A 21,960-nucleotide genomic window follows, 5' to 3' on the forward strand; every position below is an offset into this window, starting at 1 on the left:
TATCTACTCTAGCCCCACGGCCATCATGGAGGTAGTCTTCCTCCTACAAGTGATTCCGCCAAAGCGTATTGCTAATCGCTTGCAGTGTCCTTAAAATAAAAATGTAATAAACAGGAATATAATGCTTATCAAAGGTTTTACGCTGGCATTCACGCAAGTCTGGGTTCGTCAGGGTTTGGAATAAAATGGACAACAAGAAGAAATTAAAAGTGTTTTTGATCGAGGATGCGCAAAGAATCCGCTCAGTGCTGATAGAGGTATTGCAGCAAGCGGATAATGTAGAAGTCATCGGTTTCGCTGAAAGTGAAAAAGAGGCTTTGAGTCAATTACGCTCTATCGAATGGGACGTTGCGATCGTAGACATAGGTTTGCGTGAAGGTAGCGGCCTGGCTGTGTTGTCCGGTTTGAAGGATGATGGCTGTCCTTACGGCTCGCGCCTGGTGTTTACCAGCAATCCCAGCAATGCGCTGAAAACCCGCACCATGTCATTGGGAGCGGAAGGTTTCTTCGACAAATCCCGTGAAATGGACAGCCTGGTCAGCCATATTCAAGCTATGGCGCATTGATCCAGTTCAGCAGTTCAGCCCCTATCTATTCCCCTTCATTTCTTTAGTTTGCCGCTGCATTAATCAACTGGCGGCTTCCTTATTCCAGCAAATTATTTTTCATGGCGTAATAAGTCAGATCGCAATTGGATTGCAGGTTCATTTTTTCCATGACGCGCGTCCGGTAAGTGCTGATGGTCTTGACGCTGAGTGACAAGGTAATCGCAATATCAGAAACCGACTCACCCTTGGCCAGTCTCAAAAATACCTGGAATTCACGGTCAGACAGTTCTGTATGCAAGGCTGTTTCTGCATCATGGTCAAAGCCCTGGGCCAAAATCTCACCCACATCTGCGCTGACATAACGGCGCCCGGTAGACACGGTACGGATAGCCTTGATCAGCTCATCTGCATCGCATTCCTTGTTCAGATAACCGTTGGCGCCCATTTTCAAGAGATTGACGGCGTATTGCTGTGCCGGATAGCCACTTAAAATCAAAATAGGCAAATTGGGCTGGCCTTGCTTGATCGTGCGCAAGGTGTCTATGCCACTCTGGTCAGGCATACTGATATCAAGCAGCATGACGTCACAAGCTTCCTTCCTGGCGATTTCCAGCGCTTCACGACCAGTCGTGGCCTCAGCCACTACCTGGAAATCGCTGACTTCCGAAAATATTTGCCTGAAGCCAGCCCGCACAATTTGATGGTCGTCACAGACTGCTATTCGTATCATTTTTTTCCTTCAGTTTTCAATACACAAAATCACGACAATTTGTTTCGACATGGCATCATCCGGTTATCAATAACAGAATGCTGGCTAGTATTCAACTTTCCCGCGCCCGAGTCTGTTGTATAGCTATATCGCACAGTGCAAGCAATATACATTACCCATAGCATAGCACTTGGACAAAATATGGGTGAACAGTCGTTAAAAAGCGGTTCACAGCATAACAAAACCTGCAATGATAAAAAACAGCAAGAGCACTCCTGCTGTTCCTGAAATGCGGCTATTACTGGCTTGCAAAGGCTTGCAAAGGCCTGCACAGGGCTGCCAGGTAAATGCCGCCTGCACCTCTCCTGCACCTCCGTTACGGCCTGCACGATTTACTAGCGTGTCTGACGATGGAACAAAACACCCAGAGCCACAACGGTCGCGACTGTCACACCGAGGATGGTCATGGGCTGTTTCCTGACTTTCACGCGGCAGGTATCAAGCAATTTTGCCTGGGACAGATACAGCTTTTCGCTATGATCACACAGTTTCGTGATGGCCTGATTAGTGCCGGTATTTAATTTGCTGGCTGCCTGTTCTTTCAATGCAGTGATCTTCTCTGCTACTGGTTTTACTGCTTCTGCAGTTTTTTCCTGAACTTGCTCAACCAGTGATGGTGGTTTATCACTGGTGGGGAAGGGGATAGATGGATGATTAATATCTGCAGCAGTCTCATTGGCTGCCGGAGTGGCATTTGTTGTATTGGTAGGCATGATGTGTCCTTTTACTGTAATCAAGGCCCTTGGATAATAAAGTCAGGGCGCTGTTATAGTGGCGATGCAATTCATTGAGTTGCGGCAGCGTCTGCAGCAGGGCGGTTGACTCTTGGTGGCAGGTTGCCACCTTCACCTTCCCAGGTACTCAATTCGGTTTTGTGCAATTTCTTGGCAGCATGTTTTTCGTGATAGCGTTTTTTGCCAAAAGCGGTCATCAAAGCCCAACTGGCAAGACCGGCGACGATGAAGAGGTGTTTAGTGTTTATCATATATTTCTCCAAAAAGTATGGTGGTGCGTGAATGAATCGCTACATCTGGTAAATACTAAGAAGTGAGGCTATTTTGCTGGCGTTTGATGCATTGCCTGATCACCCTTTGTGCATCGCCAATGGCAACCTGGCATCTGGCATTGGTGAGCATCTGATAGCCACTGGCACGCAATTGATGCTTGCCAAGCAAATGACCCATGCCTACACGCAGTGAACCATAGACAAAAAATACGCCGCTTTTAACCAAACATGTATTCATTTCGATTTCTCCAGAAAATTGGTGAATCCTGATGAGCTGTAAGCCTGTATTCGCCAGCTTTGTTAGTCTCGCCAGCTTGTCACTGGAACTGCGCCCGACTTGCAATGCATACTAGCATCGGCATTTGTAGGCCCATATAGGACACGAACGTCCACATTTGTAGGAATAGATGAAGTAAACCAGACCTTGCAGGCATTTCTCTTTGTCGCAAATATTGGCAACGGGTCTTCAGCGCGGCTATCTCCATCCCCATTATTTGTCCGGTTCGGCGAGGAGGGCGCTGACCGTCCCAAACTCCTACATGTCGGCAAGCCCATGTCCGATACTGCCAAATAAGCAAGAGCATTAGCATGTATCCATGTCAGCGAGTTATGTCTCTTTGACGAAATCTCTGCCATGTCGGCTTGTATTGAGACAGGCAGAATTACCGGCAAGCTGTTCCGTCAGCCATCGCCAGACGATCATGAGCAGCTTTAATGCCGTTCTTATTCACTATCAATAAAGGAAACATCATGGACAACGACGACATCATCTCTACCCTGAACGATCTGATTGAAACCAGCAAAGATGGCGAAGAAGGATTTAAAGTTTGCTCGGAAGATGCGAGCGGCCGTCATCCACAACTGAAAGCCATGCTGGCAGAACGTGGCCGCGAATGCGCAGCAGCGGCAGCCGAATTGCAGGAACTGGTACGCAACCAGGGTGGTGACCCTGAAACCAGCAGCAGTGTTTCTGGTGCTTTGCACCGTGCCTGGACCAATATCCGCACAGCCATCACTGGCAATGACGACGAAACCGTCCTCAATGAGTGCGAACGCGGCGAAGACGTGGCCGTGAAGGTCTATCGCAAAGCCCTGGAAAAAGACTTGCCTACCCATATACGCCTGGTAGTTGAACGCCAGTATCAAGGCGTATTGCGCAATCATGACACCATCAAAGTCTTGCGTGACCAGGTCAGGGCACATGCCTGATAAGTTGGCCTGATCATCTTTCAGGCGACTTGCCGTAAAGGCGTAAAAAAACCAGTCATCTTTCATGACTGGTTTTTTTTGTTTTATTGATTTCAGCTAGCTATGCGGTCTGGTTTGCCACCTGCCAGCAAGGCAGGTAACTCCAGCATGTCACCAAAAATAATATGCGCCCCTGCATCCCGCAGGCGCTGGGCTGGTGTCAGTGCAGCGTAGGCCAGTACGGTCATGCCCGCTGCCAGTGCCGCACGCACACCAGTAGGTGTATCTTCCACCACTACACAATCTGCCGGAGCAAAACCCATTGTGGCTGCTGCATGCAAAAATACATCTGGTGCAGGCTTTGGTGCGTTGACATCGGTCACACTGAAAATACGTCCTTCAAACTTTGACCATAAGCCAGTCACACCCAGGGTAGTGCGCATTTTTTCATGATCACCGCTGGATGCCACGCAGTAAGGTAAAGTCAGTTGTGCCAGCACCTCAGGTATGCCTACTACGACTACCAGTTCATTTTCCAGCGCTGCTTTGGTGCGCAGGCGATAATCAGCTAAAAATTCTGCTGGCGGCTCCTGGCCCAGCATGGCAGTAATCTTGCTCATGCACTGTTCCATGGAATGGCCGACAAATTGCTCAAACATGTCTTCCAGCTTGAGTGGCAAGCCCAGCTCATTGAGCATTTTAACGAAGACGGTATTGGTGATACGTTCACTGTCGACGAGTACGCCGTCGCAGTCAAAGATAATGAGTTGGTAGGGTAAAGGCATCTGGCGGTAGTCGGCTAGTGGGTAGGGGTTATATGCGCGCTGGTTTCGACCGCACGCCCTGATTCGAGTTCCCCCGGCTCAGGCAACTCGCTTGCCAGCAAAATAAGCCAGTGTACCAGCGATGCACGACACCGCTATGCCCCAGCCTATATCCATCAACGCCAGCATGGGTGACCATACGGTCAGTGTCGCCTGATTAGTCAGGTCATACGTCCCGTAAGCCACCAGGCCCAACAAACCACACAGACACGTAGCTTGCCGCCAGCTTTGTGCACGCAGTGCTGGCACTATGCCAAACACCAGCAAACCTGCTGAATACAAGAGATAAAACAGCGCTGCCGGTATCAGTCTGGGCTGGGCCAGCATCAGGTCGCCCAGGTAATGCCGGTAAGTTGGCCCCATCAATAAGCCCAGCCATACGAGATCCAGTGCCAGCACTGCAAGCAGGGTGACCACATAGGCAAGCAGTATTTGTCGCATGGAGGGTGATTTGGCAGCGGAGAGAGTGAACATGGCTTGCACCTTTCAGGTATTGATAGCGGGACTGCTGTTTGTTTAGTCATTATCTGCGAAAGGACTGAACTCTTATGTGCGGTAGACAATGTAAGGGGTTCTGCGCCTTTTACGGGGCTTCCCTATTAAAATACGCCTTATATGTGTGTAATCCAAAAAAAAGCAGTTATTGGTCTTTCTCAACCTGAAAAAATGCGCGTCTATCCCATGGCCTCTATTCGTGAGCACAGCTCTAAAACTGTATTGATAAGTTTCCGCAATGGGACATATTGGGAGGAATGGCAACTTCGTTTTAATTGTGGGAAAAAGCAGAACAAGCCAGTCAAATTTTTTTCCACTAGAACCTGGCGTTCAGATGTGCTTATAACGATTTGCCCATACGCCAGTTTTAATTTTGATAGCGATTCTATGATAGCTGCAGAGGCAAATTTTATTGCCACTATGCGTGAAAATGAAGGGGAAGTCTTTCAAAGTTCGATCAAGATTGTAAAAGACCTGGAATCAAGATTTGGATATGAACCGGTCTCTGCAACCAGAAAAGGATGGGTCTGATATCAATCCTGCGCCAGCATTGCTTTGCATCTTATTCCACAACTAAGTAAGAGGATGCCAGTACAAGACGGCGAAAGAGGCACTCTTGTTTAGAGGACTAAGGGCTGGCCCGGAAATGTCTTTGCATATTATTAATTTGGCCGATAGAATACAAAGAGCTACTGTGAATTTTTTATTAACACGGCAGAATGTTGTAAGTCATGATTAGTGTTCATTTGTGCTGACTAAGAGGGAAATACGATGACGAAAGATGCTATGGCAATCACCACCCTGGTCGCTGGCAAATTGACGGTTTGCACTTACGGCGGATTCGCGCCAGTCTGCTACAAAGACGAGAGCGGCAAACTCACTGGCCTCGACGTCATCTTCCTGAAAAAATTCGCGGATAGCCTGGGGCTGGATATCGCCCTGATCGAGCATGACTTCGACGGCATCTGGACCATGCCTGACGAGAATATATGTGATGTCGCCGCTGCTGGCGTACAGGAACGTGAAAAGCGCTATGTCGGGCCTGGTGGCGCATGGAGCGATGCCTATTTCCAGGTCCAGAGATCACTGCTGGTACGCACTGCCGACCAGACCGCATTTGATCACCCTGAAACCCTGGCCGGAAAAATCATCGTCGTCACCCGTGGCTCTACTGCTGATATAGACGCACAAACACGTTACCGCACTTGCACCATACAGTATGTAGACGAACTTGCCGAAGGGCAGGCTGATGCCCAGGGCTATATCGTCAAGACCCTCATCGCCAACCATAAAGCCGACGCCTTTGCCGAAGGTGATGTCAGCAACCATTACCTGCGCAGTGCATATGAAAAAGATGTGGCAGGCGGCCTGGCTCTGGCAGATATCCATCATATCGCCGGTACGACCGGTGAGACCTTCAATTTCATTACGCGCAATGCCAGTAAAGGCTTGCTGGCGCAATTGAATATCTTCATCAAAGAAAATAAAGACAGTTACGCACCCAAGGCATAGTTGCTGGCCGATATCCCTGCAATCCGAAATTATCGAGGTAAGGCAGAATGGTTGTCACTAGCACTTCGCAAGACATGCTTGCATCCGGTCTTGCAAGCTGTTTGCTAACGTGAGACGCTTAATTAATATTTGGCATGGGAGTGATGGCGGCGACTGATGCAATAAACGCAGGCCAGTATGATGCAATCGATGCGCCATACGCTGCCTCGAAACTTTCATGGAAATCCTTGCCAATGACAATGTCATGCAATGCCTTGTCAAACGCAGCCGGATTATTGGCCTTGAGGAAATCGACAAACATCAGGGCCTCACGATAGAACATAGGCGTGGTCAGCTTGTAGGCGGTGGCAGTCCGGTTGGCAAATATGCTGCCAATTTCTGCCGGATCGAAATGTTTGCCATCCAGCAGCATACGAGCCGCCTCAGGCATAGTGACAAACTCTGAAGCACCTGCCCCTTGCGAAATCTGCAAAGCGACGCCTTCACGGAACCAGGCTGGCACACGCCCATAGGCCATCGTCCCTCCCACCTGATATAGCAAGAGATGCGTCAGCTCATGTGTGAGTATATATTCCAGCTGCAACGCGCCGCGCGCCTCCCTTTTTAGCAGCGCGTCGATATTCAAAAAAATACTGTCACCAAACTGCGCTGCCGGTTCATTGACAGTAACGGGCACATAGCGGGTAAAGCAATCTGCATGGCATATGTACACTTGAGGTGCATGAGCAAACTTTGCACCATGCGCTTTCTCAACCACCTCACGCGAATGCTGGATAGCTGCTGCAACCCGGTTCGCCACCTGTTCTGCAATCTCAGGCGAGGCTCCAGCCAGATACCGCACATCGGGATTGGTTTTGCTGGCTACAAATACCTCGCGTGTATGCATCAAGGCCACGCCGGTTTTAATCAGTGTACAGCCGGATAATAGGCACAAAATAAGTAGCAGCGTTGCTGCCCTGGTTATGCCAGAAATGGATTGTTTCATTGGGATATTTCTTGATAGTGATACGCATAATGATAGGACAGACCAGATCAGATTGGCTGATTTGGGAAAGTATTTTCTGTCAGAATTGCTTCAAGCTCATAGGTGAAACTTTGCTCCATCATGGCGTGATATTCAATTTTTCATGAGTACACATAGCGTGCATGCGATGATTTTTGCCGCAGGCCATGGGCTAATTTCCCCAATCGGTTTTTATGTTGTAACGCTTGAATGCGTAATTCCCTAATGCTGCCTGCTGGATTGTTAGTTTCCGCTGGATTATGGCCCGACGTTTACATCAAATTTTGTCCCACTAGTTTTAATGTCTGTAAGGGCTAAGTTGGGGTTAGTCTGGTCTTTTTTCTTTAAGTGTTTGTTTGCTAGCTGGATTGACCCGAGCAGTTTCACCCACCTCTCCCAAAAGCGCCTGCTTCAGTCTATGTGGATCGACCAGCGGACCACATGAACGATTGCACAATCCATCAATAGCCTGTAAAACAGATTCACGTTCGGCACCACTGCTCAGCAAAAATTCTTCAACAACGATTTCTCTGGGGATGCCTATCAGTAGCAATGTGGCAGCAACGACGACACCAGTACGATCCCGCCCCGAAGTGCAATGAATGTAGACCGGCCATTGAGTCGCAGGATCAACAAAGACTTCCAGAACCGTAGCAATCCAACGACGCACCTTTGAATGACTGGTGTCGTAATTCTCAACTGAATCAGTAGCTGGGAGGTGTATCAGTTTTGCACCAAGATGTTGTGGGTCGGGCCCTTGACGCAAATTGATAATTGTCTTGGGAAAACCCAAATCTGCCAGTGTGGACATGGCGTCAAATTTACCGCCACGAATTAATCGACCAAGTGGAAAAGGCACCTCATCAAGCCAAAGCCCCAAGGCATCGCTGACATCGCGAAAATTCACAGGGTGTTGGTGGTGCATAGTAAGTTAAGCATTACTTTTAAAGTAGTTGATTCAAGCATTTCTCGGAAAGTGTTAGCAGGCTCCAAAATTCACTCGGTTGCAGAGCAAGATTAAAAGTATTTGACATTATCTTCATCTAAATCACTTCCCAAATCTACATTTTTTGCTAGTGGGTGAGTTTGGAGATTTCTTCTAATGCTGCGAATGGACAAATAACAACTCTCCATAATCTCCTTTTGACGGCCAATAAATGCCACATCGTAAATGTTTTCATATACTTTATGAGCAGGTGTTTGTCTCTCTCTTCTCACTTTTTTTAGAGGTGCCATTATCTGTGCAGGAATGGTTTTATCAGAGTAGTTAAAATCACTGGTAATCCATTCTTCCAACAAACGTAACGTGCCTTTTTGTTTACGTTCAAAAGTGGAGTCATCTAAGGGCGTTAGTTCTTCTAATGTTATCTTGCCTTCAAAAAATGATCTATTTATGTTTTCTGAAAGATATTTATCTAGCAGGTTAATGAATTCGTAGTAATTTTTTGACGTTGGGGAGAAGAAAAATGTGAAATTTCTTGCTGGCTCTTCTTTTTGCAATTCTTTACTGAAAATAGATATCCCAAAGATTGATTGTGTTAACGCGTAAATTGCGTTTAGTTCTTCAATCAAAGCAGAAAATACTGACCTAGCAGCGATCCAATCCCCTTCAATGATATTGTCATAATAATCTTTTAACACTTTGCAATTTTCCGGAGGAATTTCTTTAGTACTCCAAAAAACCTGATGCTCGAATGATAATTTGCTTAAATCACACAACAAGACAGCAATAACTCTATTTGCAGCAGCATCAAATCCAAGTCCGAATGATTTCAAAAATATTTGATCTTCTTCCCTCATTGCGGCGTTGCCGACTTCATCATATTTGCAAGAAATACTTCCACTAAAATCTTGGAACTGAAAATCGAATCGAGGCTCACCTGAATATCGCTCCAAAACATCTGTTTCAAAAAATCTGAAACTCAATTGAGGTTCGGCTAGTGCCAAAGCCACTTTGTACTTTGCGTACCCAAAATCTGTTACGTCTCGGTGCATCTTTAGGTACTCTTTGCTCGGATAAACGCATATTGGATACTCAGTTTGTTCCGAAACCAATTTAAAACTTCCAATTAAAGTCTTAGATTCCTTTATGTGCTTTGCATTCTCTAAAACATCCTGCTGGAGTTCTTTGGCATGGTGCCTGAACCCAATAATATTAGGATTTGTACTGGATTGGATCGATACCGTTCCATCGATCACAAGTTGCTTTATCAGATCAATTGAATGAACGTAGTCTATGTTCAGCTCTTTAGAGATGCGCCGCAGTCCGATGCCATTAAAATCAGAAGATTGGCAGAAAAAGCTAAAAACTAAATCTTCGACTCGTTTGAGGTCACCCGCTGAAAATTTCACTTTTACGTCCTTGGTAGTTTATTACTTGGCTGACTGAAGTGTTATCAGTAAATGAAAGAAGGCAGCTGGTCAAGAAAATTAATCGGATTCTACGGTCAGTGCTTTCTTCAGTCTCACAGGTGGTGAGCTTTCTTGCACCGGCATGGGTTCTGGGGGGATGGGGGCAGATGCAGAATTCAAGAAACAATACAGGAAGATAACTACATACTTTTAATATAATGCTAAAGCGTTAAAAGCCATATCAAGGTACAAGATGCATTGATATATGTCGAGATCCAATCTGCAAATAATGCAGGAGTCACAATGAATATAATAACGACTATCAAAAAGCAGGTGCCAATCCTATTGTCACTACTGAAGGAATTTTGGTTGCCCGTAACTCTCACATTCCTTGCCTGGTTGTATTCTTCATATCAAAAAAATCCTAAAAATACCGCAGAAATTATTGGCATATTCTCAATGTGCGGATTTTGGGTTGCACAGTGGAATCGAATCAGCAGACAGTTAAAGGTTGATAAGAATTTAAATGGAATAGAGGCAAAAGCAGAAAAGTTGTTAGAAAAATTAGATGAGAAAACTTTGAATTTGGTAAACCACATCACCGGCGGCGATGGTTTCTGCTATGCCACTCCGGTTGTATTGATCGGCGAAGCAATGACCTGGACATTCACATGTGTTGGCGGCCATCCGATTCATGATGTAAGCGTTCGGCTTATTAACGTTGAAAACCTCGGTGGCACATCACATGACTTTCATGACATTGGCACGCTCTTTCCAGAATTTGGCGCTGTCTATGCTAAGACGGTAGGCAAATGGGAATCTAGTCTGCCAATAGGTAACTTTTTAGTGTTTTTCAATGCGCGTAATGGACGATGGATTCAAGAATTAAAGTGGATCGTTGAAGAAGGTAAGGTGATCTCAGCAAGTAGAATAATCAGGGGTACCTCCGACTTTGCAGCTCAGGATCCCATTTATTTTGAAGTTGACCCAGAATATCCGTGGGAAGCTAAGAACAGAGAGCCCTGGCAAACCCCATCGTTAGCGAAGCCTTGGAAAGAGCCTGCATAATAGTTTTCGATTTGAATTACTAATGGGATTTGTGCAAAATCAAGTGCAAAGTAGTTCAAAGTTTTGCGCCGACTTACAGTTAAAGAAAAAACAAACTATGGGAGAGGGCTTTGTCTTTGTATTGAAGAGATATAAAAAGAAAAAAGCCGTAACCCATTTGCATAGGTTACGGCTCGAATTCTCTGGTGGTGATAGGTGGACTTGAACCACCGACCCCAGCATTATGAGTGCTGTGCTCTAACCAACTGAGCTATATCACCAAGAAGCCTGCGATTATGTCAGTTTGGCCTTGGGCTGTCAATATGCAAAACCAGATTTTGATGGAAACTGCGGCTATTTTTGCTTAAAAAGCAAAGCATTTCTGGTTTTGTGTCTGAATTAGGTTGCGTACTGTTAAAAATGAGGCTTGCACTGAGAGCTATACCGAGCTTCGCACGGGCATTGGCGTAAGCTTTATGCCGAGCTGTTCAATGCCTGCCTGACACTCTCCATGATCTGTGCCTGGGCATCGGCTGCGAGGCAGTCGATGATGATGCGGTTGGGCATGGATCTTAGCCAGGTGACCTGGCGTTTGGCTAGCTGGCGGGTGGCGATGATGCCTAGTTCGCGCATTTCTGGCAGGGTGGTTAGTCCATCGAGATAATCCCAGGCCTGACGGTAGCCTACGCAGCGTATGGATGGCAGGTTGGCGTGCAGGTCTGGTCTTTGTTTTAAGGCTTTGACTTCGTCGATAAAGCCTTGCTGGAGCATGGTGTCAAAGCGCAGGGCGATGCGTTGGTGCAGTACGCTGCGCTCTGATGGTTCCAGCGAGATGGCGTGCATATCAAAGGGTGGGGCGGCGCGTTCCTGTTTGGCCAGCAGGGCGGACATGGGCTGACCGGTGATGGCGATGATTTCCAGGGCGCGTTGTATGCGCTGGCTGTCTTGCGGCTTCAACCTTGCTGCGGTTTCGGGGTCCAGCGTTGCCAGTCTGGCGTGCAGGCCGGGTACGCCTATACGGGCGGCTTCTGCATCGAGTTCTGCGCGTATGGCGGGGTCTGCGCCGGGCAGGTCGTCGAGGCCATCCATCAGGGCTTTGAAATACATCATGGTGCCGCCTACCAGCAGGGGAAGCTTGCCCCTGGCTTGTATCTCGCTGACCAGTCTTTGGGTGTCTTTGCGAAACTGCGCAACTGAGTAGGATTCTGCCGGGTCGATGATGTCAATGAGGTGGTGGGGTACGGCGGCCAGTTCTGCTGCATTGGGTTTGGCAGTGCCTATGTTCATGTCGCGATAGACCAGGGCAGAATCGACGGAGATGATTTCTGCCGGGTAATGGCGCGCAATTTCCAGCGCGGCGGCGGTTTTGCCTGAGGCGGTAGGCCCCATGATGGCGATGACTTTGTTTACTGACATATTCATACAGGTTGTTCTGCCGGGATCAACGCAGGGAGGACACGGGCGGCGATAAAAATGAGGCTGCCCATGCTGCAGGCGATGATGGCGAGTGGGTAGACAGTGCCATTGTGCGTGGCACCGACGATGCTGCCGACGATAAAGGCGACCAGCATATATAGCGCGCCCATGAGGCCAGCGGCAGTGCCCGCCTGTTGCGGGAAGGGCGAGACAGAATTGGATTGCGAAATAGGGAAGTTGATACCATGCGCGCCCATGGTCATGAACATGATGGGCGGTATCATGGTCCAGTGCTGCACGCCCGCCAGTGTCATTGCCAGAAAAGTAGCACCAGCAGCGAGAGACAAACTGCTGCCTATGCGCATGGTGATTTTGGTGCCAAAGCGTGCATGCAGGCGGCGACAGACCACGGTGCCGCTGAGGTAGCCAGATACACCAAAGGCAAAACAATAACCAAACCAGGCTGTAGGCAAAAGCAGCACCTTGATCAGTACAAAGGATGCGCCTGAGATAAAGACAAAGATGGAACCATATGACAAGGCACCCGGCAAGGCATACACCCAGAACACTGGCGCACCCAGCACAATGCGGTAATTGTGCAGCAAGCCGCTAAGATTGGTGGCTTTGGCGTCTTTATACAGATTGGTTTCTGGCAGGCGCACGATGACCATGATGAGCAAGGCTGCTGCCAGCAGGGCATGCACAAAAAATGCGGCACGCCAGCCGAGATTGACTTGCAGGAATGAACCCAGTATAGGCCCGAGCAAAGGCGCGGCAGATACCCAACTGCTGGCCTTGGAAATCACTTTGATACTGTCTTGCGGGTCATAAGCATCGCGCACTATCGCGCGCGCAATGATGACGGCAGAGCAGCAGCCCAGGGCCTGCAAAAAGCGCGCAATGATGAGCATGCCCATGCTTTGCGATGCGCCACACAATAGGCTGGCGAGCAGGTAGAGGCTGAGCCCGGCGATGACGACGGGGCGGCGGCCAAAGCGGTCAGATAATGGGCCTATGACCAGTTGTGCGCCACCAAAGCCAGCCACAAAGATGGACAGCGTCAGTTGCACTGTGGAGGCAGGCACATCAAACACTGCCGCCAGGCTGGGCAGGGATGCCAGGTACAGGTCAGTCGATAGCGGTTGCAGCATCAGGAATGCGGCAATCAAAAAGAACAGCGGCGCTGTCGAGAACTGGGCGATGGCCTGGGCTGGCTGGTTCATGGCTGCTTCTGAAGTCTGCACTTTATCAACCACGTTATTGACCACGCAAGAACATTTTGTCGAGATCATTCAAACCCAGTTGCACCCAGGTCGGGCGGCCATGGTTGCACTGGTCTGAGCGTTCTGTATGTTCCATCTGGCGTAGCAGGGCATTCATTTCTGGCACGGTCAGGCTGCGATTGGCGCGCACGGCGGTGTGGCAGGCCAGGGTGCCCAGTAATTCATTACGCCTGTCTATCAGCACGCGCGAGCCACCAAATTCACGCACTTCACGCAAGACATCGCGTGCCAGTGACTGTGCATCGGCATTCTTCAGCAGCGCTGGTACGGCACGCACGGCCAGCGTGGTTGGCGAGATGGCGGCCATGTCAAAGCCCAGTGCTTTCAAGGTGTCCTGATGTTCTTCTACCGTACCAACCTCTACGCCATCGGCAAAGAAGGTGACGGGGATCAGCATGGGTTGCACCGGCATGCTGTTTTCATCGAGGGCGTTTTTTAATTGTTCGTAGAGTATGCGTTCATGGGCTGCATGCATGTCTACCAGTACCAGACCCTTGCTGTTTTGCGCCAGCACATAGACGCCGTGCAATTGGGCGAGGGCGAATCCCAAGGGGTAATCGTCATCTGGCAGGCTGTTGGCGACCTGGTTGGCGGGTGCGTAGCTGGCACCTGCTTCATTGACGCCACTATTTATGCCTGGGCTAAAGAAAGCACCATAGTTTTCCATGCTTTGGGTGACGCCGCCATTTGGCTGTGGGCGGTAAGGGTTTTGGTAGGCATTGCCGTAGCCGCCACTATTACTTCCGCCACCACCTCCAGCATAGGGGGATGGATTGGCAAACTGCGCGGCAAAAGTGGTTTGCTCACCGGATATCCATGGCGTACCTCCACCATTTGGAGTAGCGATGCCAGAGCCAGCAGACATGGGGCCGGGGACTGTACCAAATGCAGTCGCCGATGTTTGCGCCAAGGCGCGGCTGACTGCATGGAATACAAACTGATGCACAGAGCGGCTATCGCGGAAGCGCACTTCTATCTTCGATGGGTGCACGTTCACATCGACCAGTGCCGGGTCCAGGTCCAGCCCCAACACGTAGGATGGATAACGGTCACCATGTAAAACATCCTGATAGGCAGCGCGCACAGCATGCGTCAGCAGTTTGTCGCGCACGAAGCGACCATTGACGTAGAAAAACTGGGCGTCGGCGCGGGCCTTGGATGCGGTGGGCAGGCCGACAAAGCCGTGTATGCGCAAGGGGCCTGCGCTTTCATCAAGGGACAGGCGGGCATTCGAGAATGCTTCACCCAAAATCTGCGCACTGCGTTTGTCGATGGCGCTGACATTCCAGTGGTCCACTGCCTTACCATTGTGGCTTAGTGAAAACGAGACATCGGGTCTGGCCAGGGCAATGCGGCGCACGATCTCGGCGCAATGGCCAAATTCTGTCTGCTCAGACTTTAAAAACTTGCGTCTGGCCGGGGTGTTGTAATACAGGTCTTGCACATCTACCGTCGTGCCTTGTGCGCCGGATGCGGGTGAGACCTTGCCGTTTTCTATCTGCCAGGCATGGGGGGCATCTGCGGTGCGGGTGGTCAGCGTCAGCAGCGATACCGAGGCGATGGAGGCTAAAGCCTCGCCACGAAAGCCCAGGGTAGCGACATGTTCGAGTTCATCCAGGCTGGCAATCTTGGAGGTGGCATGGCGGGCCACAGCCAGCGTCAACTGGTCTGGCGGTATGCCGCGGCCATTGTCGGTGATGGCAATGCGCTTGACGCCACCTTCTTCCAGACGGATGACGACATTGCTGGCACCGGCATCGAGGGCGTTTTCCAGCACTTCCTTGACGACGGCAGAGGGCCTTTCCACGACTTCGCCAGCGGCGATCTGGGAAATCAGGTTGTCGGGCAGGGCCAGGATGGGGCGATGGGTAGCAGGGTTCGAATTCATGCCATGATTATACCTGTCAGGCGTCGCAGACATTGCCGTCTAGTGTATGATTGCGGCGGCTTTATCTACAGACTATCTAGACCCTGGGACAATAATGGATTTTATGCAACTCTTCGACATGATTCTACATGTCGATAAAATGCTGGGCAGTTTTGTTACGCAGTATGGCACGCTGGTTTATGTCATTTTGTTCGCCATTGTATTTTGTGAAACAGCTTTCGTGGTTTTCCCTTTCTTGCCTGGGGATTCGCTGTTATTCATTGCCGGTGCCCTGTGCGCCAATGCCAATTCGCCCCTGAATGTCTGGGTGTTGATTGCCTTGCTGGTGATCGCTTCCATCACTGGTAACTCTATTAATTACTGGATAGGCAGCCTCATAGGCCACAAGGTCATAGAAAAAGATTATCGCTGGATAGACCGCAATGCCTTGATGAAGACGCATATGTTTTATGAAAAGCATGGCGGCAAGACGGTCGTGCTGGCGCGCTTTATACCCCTGGTGCGTACCTTTGCCCCTTTCGTGGCAGGCTTTTCCGAGATGACGCACAAGACTTTCCAGCTCTACAATGTACTCGGCGCTTTTTTATGGGTATTCAGCGTGGTATTGGCAGGTTATTATTTTGGTAATATTCCTATCCTGCGCGATCATTTGAATACGGTAGTACTGATAGGCGTTGCTGCTGCTGTCGTGCCTGTCGTGCTTGGCGGCTTGTGGAGACTCTTCCGGGGAAGTAAAAAGTCATCCTGAAACATCTGAAGGTATTGTGAAAGCAGAGCCAACTTCATCCCATATTATCTGGCTGCATGCCAGTGCACCAAAGAAGCCTGCTCTGGGGCAGGCTTGCAATGGTTGTGGCGTTTGTTGCGCTGCTGAACCCTGCCCGGTGTCCAGGGTGTTTTTATGGCAGTTTCGCGGCAGTTGCCACGCGCTGGAATGGCATGACGATGTGCAGCAATATCGCTGCGGGATGTTGTTGCAGGCAGGCCTTTATGTGCGCTGGCTGCCGTTTGCCTGGCAGGGCTGGTTTGGCAGGCGTGTGAGGCGCTGGATTGCGGCGGGGACAGCTTGTGATTCTGATGCGAGCGTGGGGGAGTAGTTTTTAGAAGGGCCTTTTGCAAAAGCCCCTGTTTCTTTAATGCTTGGTGATACGCTGCGATTGGTTGCAATTTCGTAGCTTGGGCTACGATTTACCAGCCCAACACTGGGCCTATATACACGTATACATTATTTAAACGCCTAGCGTTGGGCTGATACCCCTTAGCCTGGCGAAGCCCGGCCCAAACTATGCAATTAATGCCTCTTCCAGTTGCTACTACCTGAATATCATCGGCAATATACTGGCGCAGACCAAAGCCACGGCGACATTGCCAGCCACCAGTTTGCCTGGTGCGCTTAAATCTGGTTTCAGATCATTGGCATTCAATTTTTCTTCCAGTGTCTTGGCGATCTTGTCTGCAGTTTCTTCACGGTTTTCTGAACCAGCGGCTGGATTGTTTTCAATAGCCCGGCTTACTACAGAAATAAAATCAAACTTTTGCAGTAATGTATCAACGATCAGCTTGTTGAGGGCGGATTGTTCACTCATTTTATTTAGCTGCGCAGTGATCTTTTCATGGATGGCGGCACCTGTGTTGCCAGCGCTGTGCGCCTTGTCCAGCAGTTGCGGGTAATTCTCGGTCAGTTTGCTAACGACAAACTGGCTCAGGTCTGAGCCATGCCTTTCTGCCAGAAACTGCAAGGCAGTGGCGATGCCCTGTTTTTTGCCCATGAGGAAATACAAAACGGGTGCCAGCAAACTTGCCAGTCCTAGCAATAGCATGGGCACGCCGCTTTGGCCTCTGCCAGCCCAACTGGCAAAAAACAGGAATAACACCAGGTTCAGGAAAAGTCCGAATACCGTATAGCCTATGATGCGGGAAGTGATTTTAACGCCAGCCAGGGCGCTTACGTTCAGGATGGTTTTGATTGCCATAGGTTGGATATTTCCTGTGAAGGGGTAAATTGTGTGCTGTGGTTCGACTATGTCCGTAAATCATAGCATACAGATAACAGCCCCCCCTGAAACGCAAAGCCGCTAGCGCGCCATGAGCAGCAAGCGCAGGGCCAATAAAGACAATACTGCTGCCAGTACGCCTGCCTGCAGCCTGGCTGCCTTCTTGTGCCGCATCAGGGCATGGCGTATGAGGTGACCAAAGCTGCCGAGCAAGGTATGAAAGACCGTGCTGATGATAGTCAGTGTCGCGCCCAATAACAATAATTGGCTGGTAACAGCACCTGCCTGCTCATCAACAAATTGCGGCAAGAACACCATGAAAAATAATAAGGCCTTGGGATTGAGCAGACTGTTCAGGCAGGAACGGGCAAACACGGTGCGCAAGGGCACAGTCTGGCTGGCAGCAGGTGTCGCAGGCGCGGATTTCAGCAAGGCTTTGTAAGCCATCCACAGCAGATACACTGCACCTGCGTAACGTATCAGGTCAAATGAAGGTGGCCAGGCAATGATGATGGCGCTGATGCCGCAGGCTGTCAGTATCGTCAGCAGGATATCGGCAAGCCCTATGCCCAGGGCTGCGGCGATACTGCCACGCACACCATATTGCATGCCGCAAGTCATGACGAAAGCCATGTTTGGGCCGGGTGAGCACAGCAACAGCAGGACAGCAATGCTGAAGGTGGCGAGAGTAGTCAGGCTGATCATGTTAGCGGCCCTGGTGGTTGCTGAAAAGATGGGGGCAGTGTAGTCTTTTGATCTGATACAGTAAAAAAATTGTTCTAGATACTCTCTTGTCACTGACTTATGGCTCTGGCCCGCTACAAATCCATCGTTGATGATTATGCTGCCCGCATTCGCAGCGGAAAATTGCGTCCCGGTGCGCAGCTACCTACCCTGCGCAAGCTCATGCAGGAGCATGGCATTGCGCTGGCGACAGCTTCACGTGTGTATACCGAGCTGGAGGGGCATGGCCTGGTTGCCTGCGAGATGGGACGGGGCACTTTTGTGCGGGATACCAGCTTGCCGCGCGGCCTGGGGCTGGAGCAGCAGACCTTGCAAACCGGTGCGGTAGATCTGATTTTCAATTACCCTTGTTTGCCAGGTCAGGACGAGATGCTGCGCGAAGGCTTGCGTTCAATCGCCAGTTCAGGTGACCTGGATGCCTTGCTGCATGCGGCCCCCCAGGGTGGCCGCCCGCATGAACGGCAGATCATCGCCCGGCATCTGCGCAATCGCGGTTTGCGTCTGCCTGCGGAGCAAGTACTTATCGTCAATGGTGCACAGCAGGCGCTGGCGGTGACGGTGCAGGCCTTGTTGGCGCCGGGCGATATCCTGGTCATGGATGCGCTGACTTTCCCTGGCATGAAAACCCTGGCGCAATCAGCACGGCTGGATGTAGAAGCCTTGCCGCTGGCAGAAGGCAAATTGAACTTGCCAGCCCTGGCTGCGCTATGCAAACGACGGCCAGTGCGTGCCGTGTACGTCATGCCCACCATGCATAATCCCATGGGCACGGTGATGACAGATGCAGAGCGCCAGCAGCTTGCGCAACTCGCGCTAAAGCATCAATTTTTGATTATAGAAGATGGGGCATATGCCTTCCTGGCAGAGCCTGCACCCAAGCCAGTGTTTACTTATGCGCCTGAGCAGACTGTGTATATTTCTGGCCTGTCAAAAAGCGTGGCATCGGGTTTGCGCATAGGCATGCTGGCTGCGCCGCCAGCATTGATACCCTCGCTGGAAACAGCCATTCGTGTCACATCAGGTAATACGCCCTCATTAATGATAGCCCTGGCTTGCTTGTGGATAGAGGATGGCTTAGTCGATGAGCTGGAATTGCGAAAGCGCAAGGATGCGCGACAAAGGCAGAGAATTGCGCGGGCAGCTCTGCAAGACTGTGTGCTGACGGCGCATTCAGTCTCTTATTATGTGTGGCTGAGTTTGCCAGAAGACTTTCGTGCAGAACAAGTTGCAGCGAGTCTTGCGTTGCAAGGCATCATGGTGGCAACTGCCGATGCTTTTAACGCCGGAATAACTGCGCCACAGGCCTTGCGATTGGCGATAGGTTCAGTTCCGCTGGATATTCTTGAACAAGCCCTGACAAAGATAAACGCGGCTTGCTGGCTCTGAAGAGCCTTAAGCGCGATTGCTATTTGAGATTCAACGCGCAGGGAATTTTTTCATCTCGCTAATTTTTACCTGCATGCCAAGTCCCGCTGGTAAGCCAGTCAGACATTGCGCGACCGTGACATGTTTTTGACTGGCTCTGATTTCACCACAGGATATGCTTTCAGTTATTTCGAAAACCTGTGTCTTGCCAAGATAGTAGGCATTGCAAAAGTCGATATCATGCCCGGGTGACATGAATTGGCGCACAACGACCTTGTTCAGGGTTTTTATCCGTCCTTTGTAAGTGTCGATACCATGATCATAGTAGGATCGTATGTATTCCACTTCCTGTAGGGGCTGGGCAGTGAACAGACTGAAATACCTGGCTGAGATACGGGTTTCTTCCAGTTCTTTTGCGGAATAACCCTCGCCTTTTATTTTTTGCTCTATCAAGGGCAGGGCGGAGGAGCAACTGAGAACTTTCATTTCCACATAGACTGGGATACCGGCTTTATCTTCGGCCCGACCAGGAGCCGCAAGTGTCAAAGTCAGCAGAGCCAGCATAGGCAGAATCAGAGATTTCAATTGTTACCGTCCATTGACATACTCAAGTCATGCGGTTTTTAGCCAGAGGCGGGTTCTTGGAAAAATATTTCTTGATACCCTTCATGACTGCATCTGCCAGTTGGTCCTGATAGGCATTGTCGGTCAGCTTGGCTTCTTCTTCCGGGTTGGAGATAAAGGCGGTTTCTATCAAGATGCTGGGGATGTCAGGGGCTTTCAATACCGCAAAGCCAGCCTGTTCAACTGAACCCTTGTGCAGCCTGTTGATACCGCTGATTTCACTGAGCACGACCTTGCCCAGCTTCAGGCTGTCACTGATTTGTGCTGTCGTTGATAAGTCCAGCAAGACGCTGGCAAGCTGCTTGTCGTGGGTCTTGATGTTGACACCACCGATCAGATCGGCCGCGTTTTCTTTATCGGCCAGCCAGCGGGCGGCAGTCGAGCTTGCGCCTTTTTCTGACAAGACAAATACCGATGAACCGCGTGCGCTGGAATTGACAAAGGCATCTGCATGCACGGACATGAACAAGTCTGCCTGCACGGCGCGGGCTTTCTGTACCCTGACGTTCAGTGGCACAAAGTAATCAGAGTCACGGGTCAGCATGACGCGCATATTGGGATGCTGTTCTATCTTGGCCTTGAGTCGCTTCGCAATTGCCAGCACCACGTCTTTTTCACGGCTGCCGCCGCGGCCTATGGCACCGGGGTCTTCACCGCCATGACCGGGGTCGATGGCGATGGTGATCATGCGGGTCAGGTGTACCGGTTTTTCCTGTTTTTCTATGGCCGGCGCACCGGGCTTGACTTCTGGCTGGGGATCAAGCTTGACTTCGGGCTTGGGCTCTGGCTTGGGTTCATTCTTGCCCGCCAATATATCTGCCGGGTTGGCGGTTGCCACCGGTGCCTGGGTGATGGCACCTGGCTCCTTGTTCCATTCCCCTTTTTCTATCAATGCCGCCAGCGGGTCAGTGGGGTTGGACGGGTAAAGGTCGAATACCAGTCTGTGTTTGTAATTGCCTACCGGTGGCAGGGTAAATACCTGCGGGCTGACTTCTTCTTTGAGATCGAACACCAGGCGCACGACGTTGGGGCGGTTCTGGCCCACGCGCACCTGCTTGATGTAAGGGTCATTCGACTTGATCTTGGCGACCAGCTCCTTGAGCTTGGCATTCAGTTCCAGGCCTTCGATATCGACAAACAGGCGATATGGGTCTTTCAGCACGAAGTGATTGGTCTTTAGCTCGCTGTCATTTTCCAGCGTGACGCGGGTATAGTCTTCTGCTGGCCAGACACGCACGGCCAGTATCTGCGCCGCATTGGCAGTAGGTGCCAGGACAGAGAGCAGCAGGGTACCGCCTGCCTTGAGCAGGACGCGGCGTTTTTGGGAGCGCGCTGTATCAGTACCAGACGTACTTTCAGGCTTTCCAGCGTTTACAGATTCGGGGCGAACTTGAGTGATGCGAGACATGCGATACCTTTAGCAGACAACGCGTGCAATTCTACCTCACGACCGTCACCAGCGACGCGCAAAAATACATTCAAATCGGGTTCTGGCAGCACGCCATCGGCTTTCTCTGGCCATTCTACGACGCAGATATTGCTGTCATTAAACTCTTCCCTGAAGCCCGCCTCGGCAAATTCATCCGCACTGATCATGCGATACAGGTCAAAATGCATGATGGTGACAGCCTGGCCCTTGAGCATGACTTGGTAGGGTTCGGCCAGGGTATAGGTAGGGCTTTTGACGTTGCCGCTATGGCCTGCGGCATGGATCATGGCGCGGGTCAGGGCGGTCTTGCCCGCACCAAGGTCGCCATGCAAAAAGATACTCATGCCCGGTGTCAGCGCATGCGCCAGGCATTTACCCAGTGCCTGGGTTGCTGCTTCATCGGCGAGTGTGGTCTTATAATGTGACATTTCCTGCAAAGTTCCTGTTCATGAATCTGCCTAACATAGCACAAC

General features: G+C 50.3%; 25 protein-coding genes and 1 tRNA gene. 8 read left to right on the forward strand and 18 right to left on the reverse strand.

Features of this window, described 5'->3' with window-relative positions; translation table 11 throughout:
- Positions 1 to 185: 185 nt before the first annotated feature.
- A complete protein-coding gene (locus tag DFR42_RS13830) occupies positions 186 to 566 on the forward strand; it encodes a response regulator (protein ID WP_110255601.1) in 381 nt (126 codons plus the stop codon).
- 79 nt (positions 567 to 645) lie between these two features.
- Here the strand turns inward: DFR42_RS13830 and DFR42_RS13835 are convergent, their stop codons facing one another.
- The 4 genes from DFR42_RS13835 to DFR42_RS13850 form a co-directional block, all read right to left on the reverse strand.
- A complete protein-coding gene (locus DFR42_RS13835) occupies positions 646 to 1,278 on the reverse strand; it encodes a response regulator (protein ID WP_110255602.1) in 633 nt (210 codons plus the stop codon).
- A gap of 374 nt (positions 1,279 to 1,652) precedes the next feature.
- On the reverse strand, positions 1,653 to 2,030 hold the full coding sequence (locus DFR42_RS13840; protein WP_110255603.1) for a hypothetical protein: 378 nt from the start codon (positions 2,028 to 2,030) through the stop codon (positions 1,653 to 1,655).
- 71 nt (positions 2,031 to 2,101) lie between these two features.
- On the reverse strand, positions 2,102 to 2,302 hold the full coding sequence (locus tag DFR42_RS13845; protein ID WP_110255604.1) for a hypothetical protein: 201 nt from the start codon (positions 2,300 to 2,302) through the stop codon (positions 2,102 to 2,104).
- Between the two features lie 55 nt (positions 2,303 to 2,357).
- Positions 2,358 to 2,561: a hypothetical protein gene (locus tag DFR42_RS13850; RefSeq protein WP_110255605.1), complete on the reverse strand. Its 204-nt coding sequence runs from the start codon at positions 2,559 to 2,561 to the stop codon at positions 2,358 to 2,360.
- Between the two features lie 512 nt (positions 2,562 to 3,073).
- Between DFR42_RS13850 and DFR42_RS13855 the strand changes: the two genes are divergently transcribed.
- Positions 3,074 to 3,532 carry a PA2169 family four-helix-bundle protein gene (locus DFR42_RS13855; RefSeq protein ID WP_110255606.1) on the forward strand — a complete coding sequence of 153 codons (459 nt, stop codon included), beginning with the start codon at positions 3,074 to 3,076 and terminating at the stop codon, positions 3,530 to 3,532.
- Between the two features lie 92 nt (positions 3,533 to 3,624).
- Here DFR42_RS13855 and DFR42_RS13860 read toward each other — a convergent pair whose 3' ends face one another.
- Together DFR42_RS13860 and DFR42_RS13865 are read right to left on the reverse strand one after the other, a co-directional pair.
- On the reverse strand, positions 3,625 to 4,296 hold the full coding sequence (locus tag DFR42_RS13860; protein ID WP_110255607.1) for an HAD family hydrolase: 672 nt from the start codon (positions 4,294 to 4,296) through the stop codon (positions 3,625 to 3,627).
- Positions 4,297 to 4,374: 78 nt separating this feature from the next.
- Complete coding sequence (locus tag DFR42_RS13865) at positions 4,375 to 4,809, reverse strand: DUF2177 family protein (RefSeq protein ID WP_245936965.1); 435 nt, start codon at positions 4,807 to 4,809, stop codon at positions 4,375 to 4,377.
- A gap of 141 nt (positions 4,810 to 4,950) precedes the next feature.
- Between DFR42_RS13865 and DFR42_RS13870 the strand changes: the two genes are divergently transcribed.
- Positions 4,951 to 5,361, forward strand: a complete 411-nt coding sequence (locus DFR42_RS13870; protein ID WP_146218851.1) for a hypothetical protein — start codon at positions 4,951 to 4,953, stop codon at positions 5,359 to 5,361.
- A gap of 240 nt (positions 5,362 to 5,601) precedes the next feature.
- Entirely contained in the window at positions 5,602 to 6,342 is a 741-nt protein-coding gene (locus tag DFR42_RS13875) for a substrate-binding periplasmic protein (RefSeq protein WP_110255609.1), read from the forward strand.
- A 118-nt stretch (positions 6,343 to 6,460) separates the two neighbouring features.
- Here DFR42_RS13875 and DFR42_RS13880 read toward each other — a convergent pair whose 3' ends face one another.
- The 3 genes from DFR42_RS13880 to DFR42_RS13890 form a co-directional block, all read right to left on the reverse strand.
- On the reverse strand, positions 6,461 to 7,327 hold the full coding sequence (locus tag DFR42_RS13880; RefSeq protein WP_110255610.1) for a hypothetical protein: 867 nt from the start codon (positions 7,325 to 7,327) through the stop codon (positions 6,461 to 6,463).
- 343 nt (positions 7,328 to 7,670) lie between these two features.
- Positions 7,671 to 8,252, reverse strand: a complete 582-nt coding sequence (locus tag DFR42_RS13885) for a tyrosine-protein phosphatase (protein ID WP_170133529.1) — start codon at positions 8,250 to 8,252, stop codon at positions 7,671 to 7,673.
- Positions 8,253 to 8,362: 110 nt separating this feature from the next.
- The gene (locus DFR42_RS13890; protein ID WP_110255612.1) at positions 8,363 to 9,697 is read right to left on the reverse strand and encodes a hypothetical protein; all 1,335 of its coding nucleotides are present in this window, start codon (positions 9,695 to 9,697) and stop codon (positions 8,363 to 8,365) included.
- Between the two features lie 303 nt (positions 9,698 to 10,000).
- Between DFR42_RS13890 and DFR42_RS13895 the strand changes: the two genes are divergently transcribed.
- Positions 10,001 to 10,765: a hypothetical protein gene (locus DFR42_RS13895; RefSeq protein ID WP_110255613.1), complete on the forward strand. Its 765-nt coding sequence runs from the start codon at positions 10,001 to 10,003 to the stop codon at positions 10,763 to 10,765.
- 183 nt (positions 10,766 to 10,948) lie between these two features.
- On the opposite strand, the gene DFR42_RS13905 is transcribed toward DFR42_RS13895, so the two are convergent.
- The 4 genes from DFR42_RS13905 to mutL form a co-directional block, all read right to left on the reverse strand.
- A tRNA-Met gene (locus tag DFR42_RS13905) sits at positions 10,949 to 11,025 on the reverse strand.
- Between the two features lie 193 nt (positions 11,026 to 11,218).
- Positions 11,219 to 12,166 carry a tRNA (adenosine(37)-N6)-dimethylallyltransferase MiaA gene (gene miaA / locus DFR42_RS13910; RefSeq protein WP_110255615.1) on the reverse strand — a complete coding sequence of 316 codons (948 nt, stop codon included), beginning with the start codon at positions 12,164 to 12,166 and terminating at the stop codon, positions 11,219 to 11,221.
- Complete coding sequence (locus tag DFR42_RS13915; RefSeq protein ID WP_110255616.1) at positions 12,163 to 13,452, reverse strand: multidrug effflux MFS transporter; 1,290 nt, start codon at positions 13,450 to 13,452, stop codon at positions 12,163 to 12,165. Before DFR42_RS13915 ends, miaA begins: the two co-directional genes overlap by 4 nt.
- The gene (gene mutL / locus DFR42_RS13920) at positions 13,418 to 15,331 is read right to left on the reverse strand and encodes a DNA mismatch repair endonuclease MutL (protein WP_211324309.1); all 1,914 of its coding nucleotides are present in this window, start codon (positions 15,329 to 15,331) and stop codon (positions 13,418 to 13,420) included. The genes DFR42_RS13915 and mutL overlap by 35 nt, the downstream gene beginning before the upstream one ends.
- A 94-nt stretch (positions 15,332 to 15,425) precedes the next feature.
- Here mutL and DFR42_RS13925 point away from each other — a divergent pair, with 94 nt between their 5' ends.
- Complete coding sequence (locus tag DFR42_RS13925) at positions 15,426 to 16,079, forward strand: VTT domain-containing protein (protein WP_110255618.1); 654 nt, start codon at positions 15,426 to 15,428, stop codon at positions 16,077 to 16,079.
- A gap of 16 nt (positions 16,080 to 16,095) precedes the next feature.
- Complete coding sequence (locus tag DFR42_RS13930; RefSeq protein WP_245936966.1) at positions 16,096 to 16,428, forward strand: hypothetical protein; 333 nt, start codon at positions 16,096 to 16,098, stop codon at positions 16,426 to 16,428.
- A 216-nt stretch (positions 16,429 to 16,644) separates the two neighbouring features.
- Here DFR42_RS13930 and DFR42_RS13935 read toward each other — a convergent pair whose 3' ends face one another.
- Together DFR42_RS13935 and DFR42_RS13940 are read right to left on the reverse strand one after the other, a co-directional pair.
- Positions 16,645 to 17,304 (reverse strand): hypothetical protein, encoded by a 660-nt coding sequence (locus DFR42_RS13935; protein ID WP_110255619.1) that lies wholly within the window; start codon positions 17,302 to 17,304, stop codon positions 16,645 to 16,647.
- Between the two features lie 102 nt (positions 17,305 to 17,406).
- On the reverse strand, positions 17,407 to 18,030 hold the full coding sequence (locus DFR42_RS13940; RefSeq protein ID WP_110255620.1) for a LysE family translocator: 624 nt from the start codon (positions 18,028 to 18,030) through the stop codon (positions 17,407 to 17,409).
- A 99-nt stretch (positions 18,031 to 18,129) separates the two neighbouring features.
- On the opposite strand from DFR42_RS13940, the gene DFR42_RS13945 reads away from it, so the two are divergent.
- Positions 18,130 to 19,455, forward strand: a complete 1,326-nt coding sequence (locus DFR42_RS13945; protein ID WP_110255621.1) for an aminotransferase-like domain-containing protein — start codon at positions 18,130 to 18,132, stop codon at positions 19,453 to 19,455.
- A 30-nt stretch (positions 19,456 to 19,485) separates the two neighbouring features.
- Here the strand turns inward: DFR42_RS13945 and DFR42_RS13950 are convergent, their stop codons facing one another.
- Genes DFR42_RS13950 through tsaE form a run of 3 tightly spaced genes read right to left on the reverse strand, consistent with a single transcriptional unit; the run spans position 19,486 to position 21,915 of the window.
- Positions 19,486 to 20,019: a hypothetical protein gene (locus tag DFR42_RS13950; protein WP_146218852.1), complete on the reverse strand. Its 534-nt coding sequence runs from the start codon at positions 20,017 to 20,019 to the stop codon at positions 19,486 to 19,488.
- A 22-nt stretch (positions 20,020 to 20,041) separates the two neighbouring features.
- Positions 20,042 to 21,466 (reverse strand): N-acetylmuramoyl-L-alanine amidase, encoded by a 1,425-nt coding sequence (locus DFR42_RS13955; RefSeq protein WP_110255623.1) that lies wholly within the window; start codon positions 21,464 to 21,466, stop codon positions 20,042 to 20,044.
- Positions 21,430 to 21,915 carry a tRNA (adenosine(37)-N6)-threonylcarbamoyltransferase complex ATPase subunit type 1 TsaE gene (gene tsaE, locus DFR42_RS13960; protein ID WP_110255624.1) on the reverse strand — a complete coding sequence of 162 codons (486 nt, stop codon included), beginning with the start codon at positions 21,913 to 21,915 and terminating at the stop codon, positions 21,430 to 21,432. Before tsaE ends, DFR42_RS13955 begins: the two co-directional genes overlap by 37 nt.
- Between the last annotated feature and the right edge of the window lie 45 nt (positions 21,916 to 21,960).

It is taken from the genome of Undibacterium pigrum, from assembly GCF_003201815.1.
Lineage (GTDB): Bacteria > Pseudomonadota > Gammaproteobacteria > Burkholderiales > Burkholderiaceae_D > Undibacterium > Undibacterium pigrum.

What these genes read in the sequence shown, in the direction of transcription:
- DFR42_RS13955 (WP_110255623.1), bottom strand. Translation starts at nt 21,466, where the DNA reads ATGTCTCGCATCACTCAAGTTCGCCCCGAATCTGTAAACGCTGGAAAG.
- DFR42_RS13835 (WP_110255602.1), bottom strand. Translation starts at nt 1,278, where the DNA reads ATGATACGAATAGCAGTCTGTGACGACCATCAAATTGTGCGGGCTGGC.
- DFR42_RS13865 (WP_245936965.1), bottom strand. Translation starts at nt 4,809, where the DNA reads ATGTTCACTCTCTCCGCTGCCAAATCACCCTCCATGCGACAAATACTG.
- DFR42_RS13845 (WP_110255604.1), bottom strand. Translation starts at nt 2,302, where the DNA reads ATGATAAACACTAAACACCTCTTCATCGTCGCCGGTCTTGCCAGTTGG.
- mutL (WP_211324309.1), bottom strand. Translation starts at nt 15,331, where the DNA reads ATGAATTCGAACCCTGCTACCCATCGCCCCATCCTGGCCCTGCCCGAC.
- DFR42_RS13895 (WP_110255613.1), top strand. Translation starts at nt 10,001, where the DNA reads ATGAATATAATAACGACTATCAAAAAGCAGGTGCCAATCCTATTGTCA.
- DFR42_RS13935 (WP_110255619.1), bottom strand. Translation starts at nt 17,304, where the DNA reads ATGGCAATCAAAACCATCCTGAACGTAAGCGCCCTGGCTGGCGTTAAA.
- tsaE (WP_110255624.1), bottom strand. Translation starts at nt 21,915, where the DNA reads ATGTCACATTATAAGACCACACTCGCCGATGAAGCAGCAACCCAGGCA.
- DFR42_RS13915 (WP_110255616.1), bottom strand. Translation starts at nt 13,452, where the DNA reads ATGATCTCGACAAAATGTTCTTGCGTGGTCAATAACGTGGTTGATAAA.
- miaA (WP_110255615.1), bottom strand. Translation starts at nt 12,166, where the DNA reads ATGAATATGTCAGTAAACAAAGTCATCGCCATCATGGGGCCTACCGCC.
- DFR42_RS13860 (WP_110255607.1), bottom strand. Translation starts at nt 4,296, where the DNA reads ATGCCTTTACCCTACCAACTCATTATCTTTGACTGCGACGGCGTACTC.
- DFR42_RS13880 (WP_110255610.1), bottom strand. Translation starts at nt 7,327, where the DNA reads ATGAAACAATCCATTTCTGGCATAACCAGGGCAGCAACGCTGCTACTT.
- DFR42_RS13870 (WP_146218851.1), top strand. Translation starts at nt 4,951, where the DNA reads ATGTGTGTAATCCAAAAAAAAGCAGTTATTGGTCTTTCTCAACCTGAA.
- DFR42_RS13875 (WP_110255609.1), top strand. Translation starts at nt 5,602, where the DNA reads ATGACGAAAGATGCTATGGCAATCACCACCCTGGTCGCTGGCAAATTG.
- DFR42_RS13940 (WP_110255620.1), bottom strand. Translation starts at nt 18,030, where the DNA reads ATGATCAGCCTGACTACTCTCGCCACCTTCAGCATTGCTGTCCTGCTG.
- DFR42_RS13945 (WP_110255621.1), top strand. Translation starts at nt 18,130, where the DNA reads ATGGCTCTGGCCCGCTACAAATCCATCGTTGATGATTATGCTGCCCGC.
- DFR42_RS13840 (WP_110255603.1), bottom strand. Translation starts at nt 2,030, where the DNA reads ATGCCTACCAATACAACAAATGCCACTCCGGCAGCCAATGAGACTGCT.
- DFR42_RS13855 (WP_110255606.1), top strand. Translation starts at nt 3,074, where the DNA reads ATGGACAACGACGACATCATCTCTACCCTGAACGATCTGATTGAAACC.
- DFR42_RS13925 (WP_110255618.1), top strand. Translation starts at nt 15,426, where the DNA reads ATGGATTTTATGCAACTCTTCGACATGATTCTACATGTCGATAAAATG.
- DFR42_RS13830 (WP_110255601.1), top strand. Translation starts at nt 186, where the DNA reads ATGGACAACAAGAAGAAATTAAAAGTGTTTTTGATCGAGGATGCGCAA.
- DFR42_RS13850 (WP_110255605.1), bottom strand. Translation starts at nt 2,561, where the DNA reads ATGAATACATGTTTGGTTAAAAGCGGCGTATTTTTTGTCTATGGTTCA.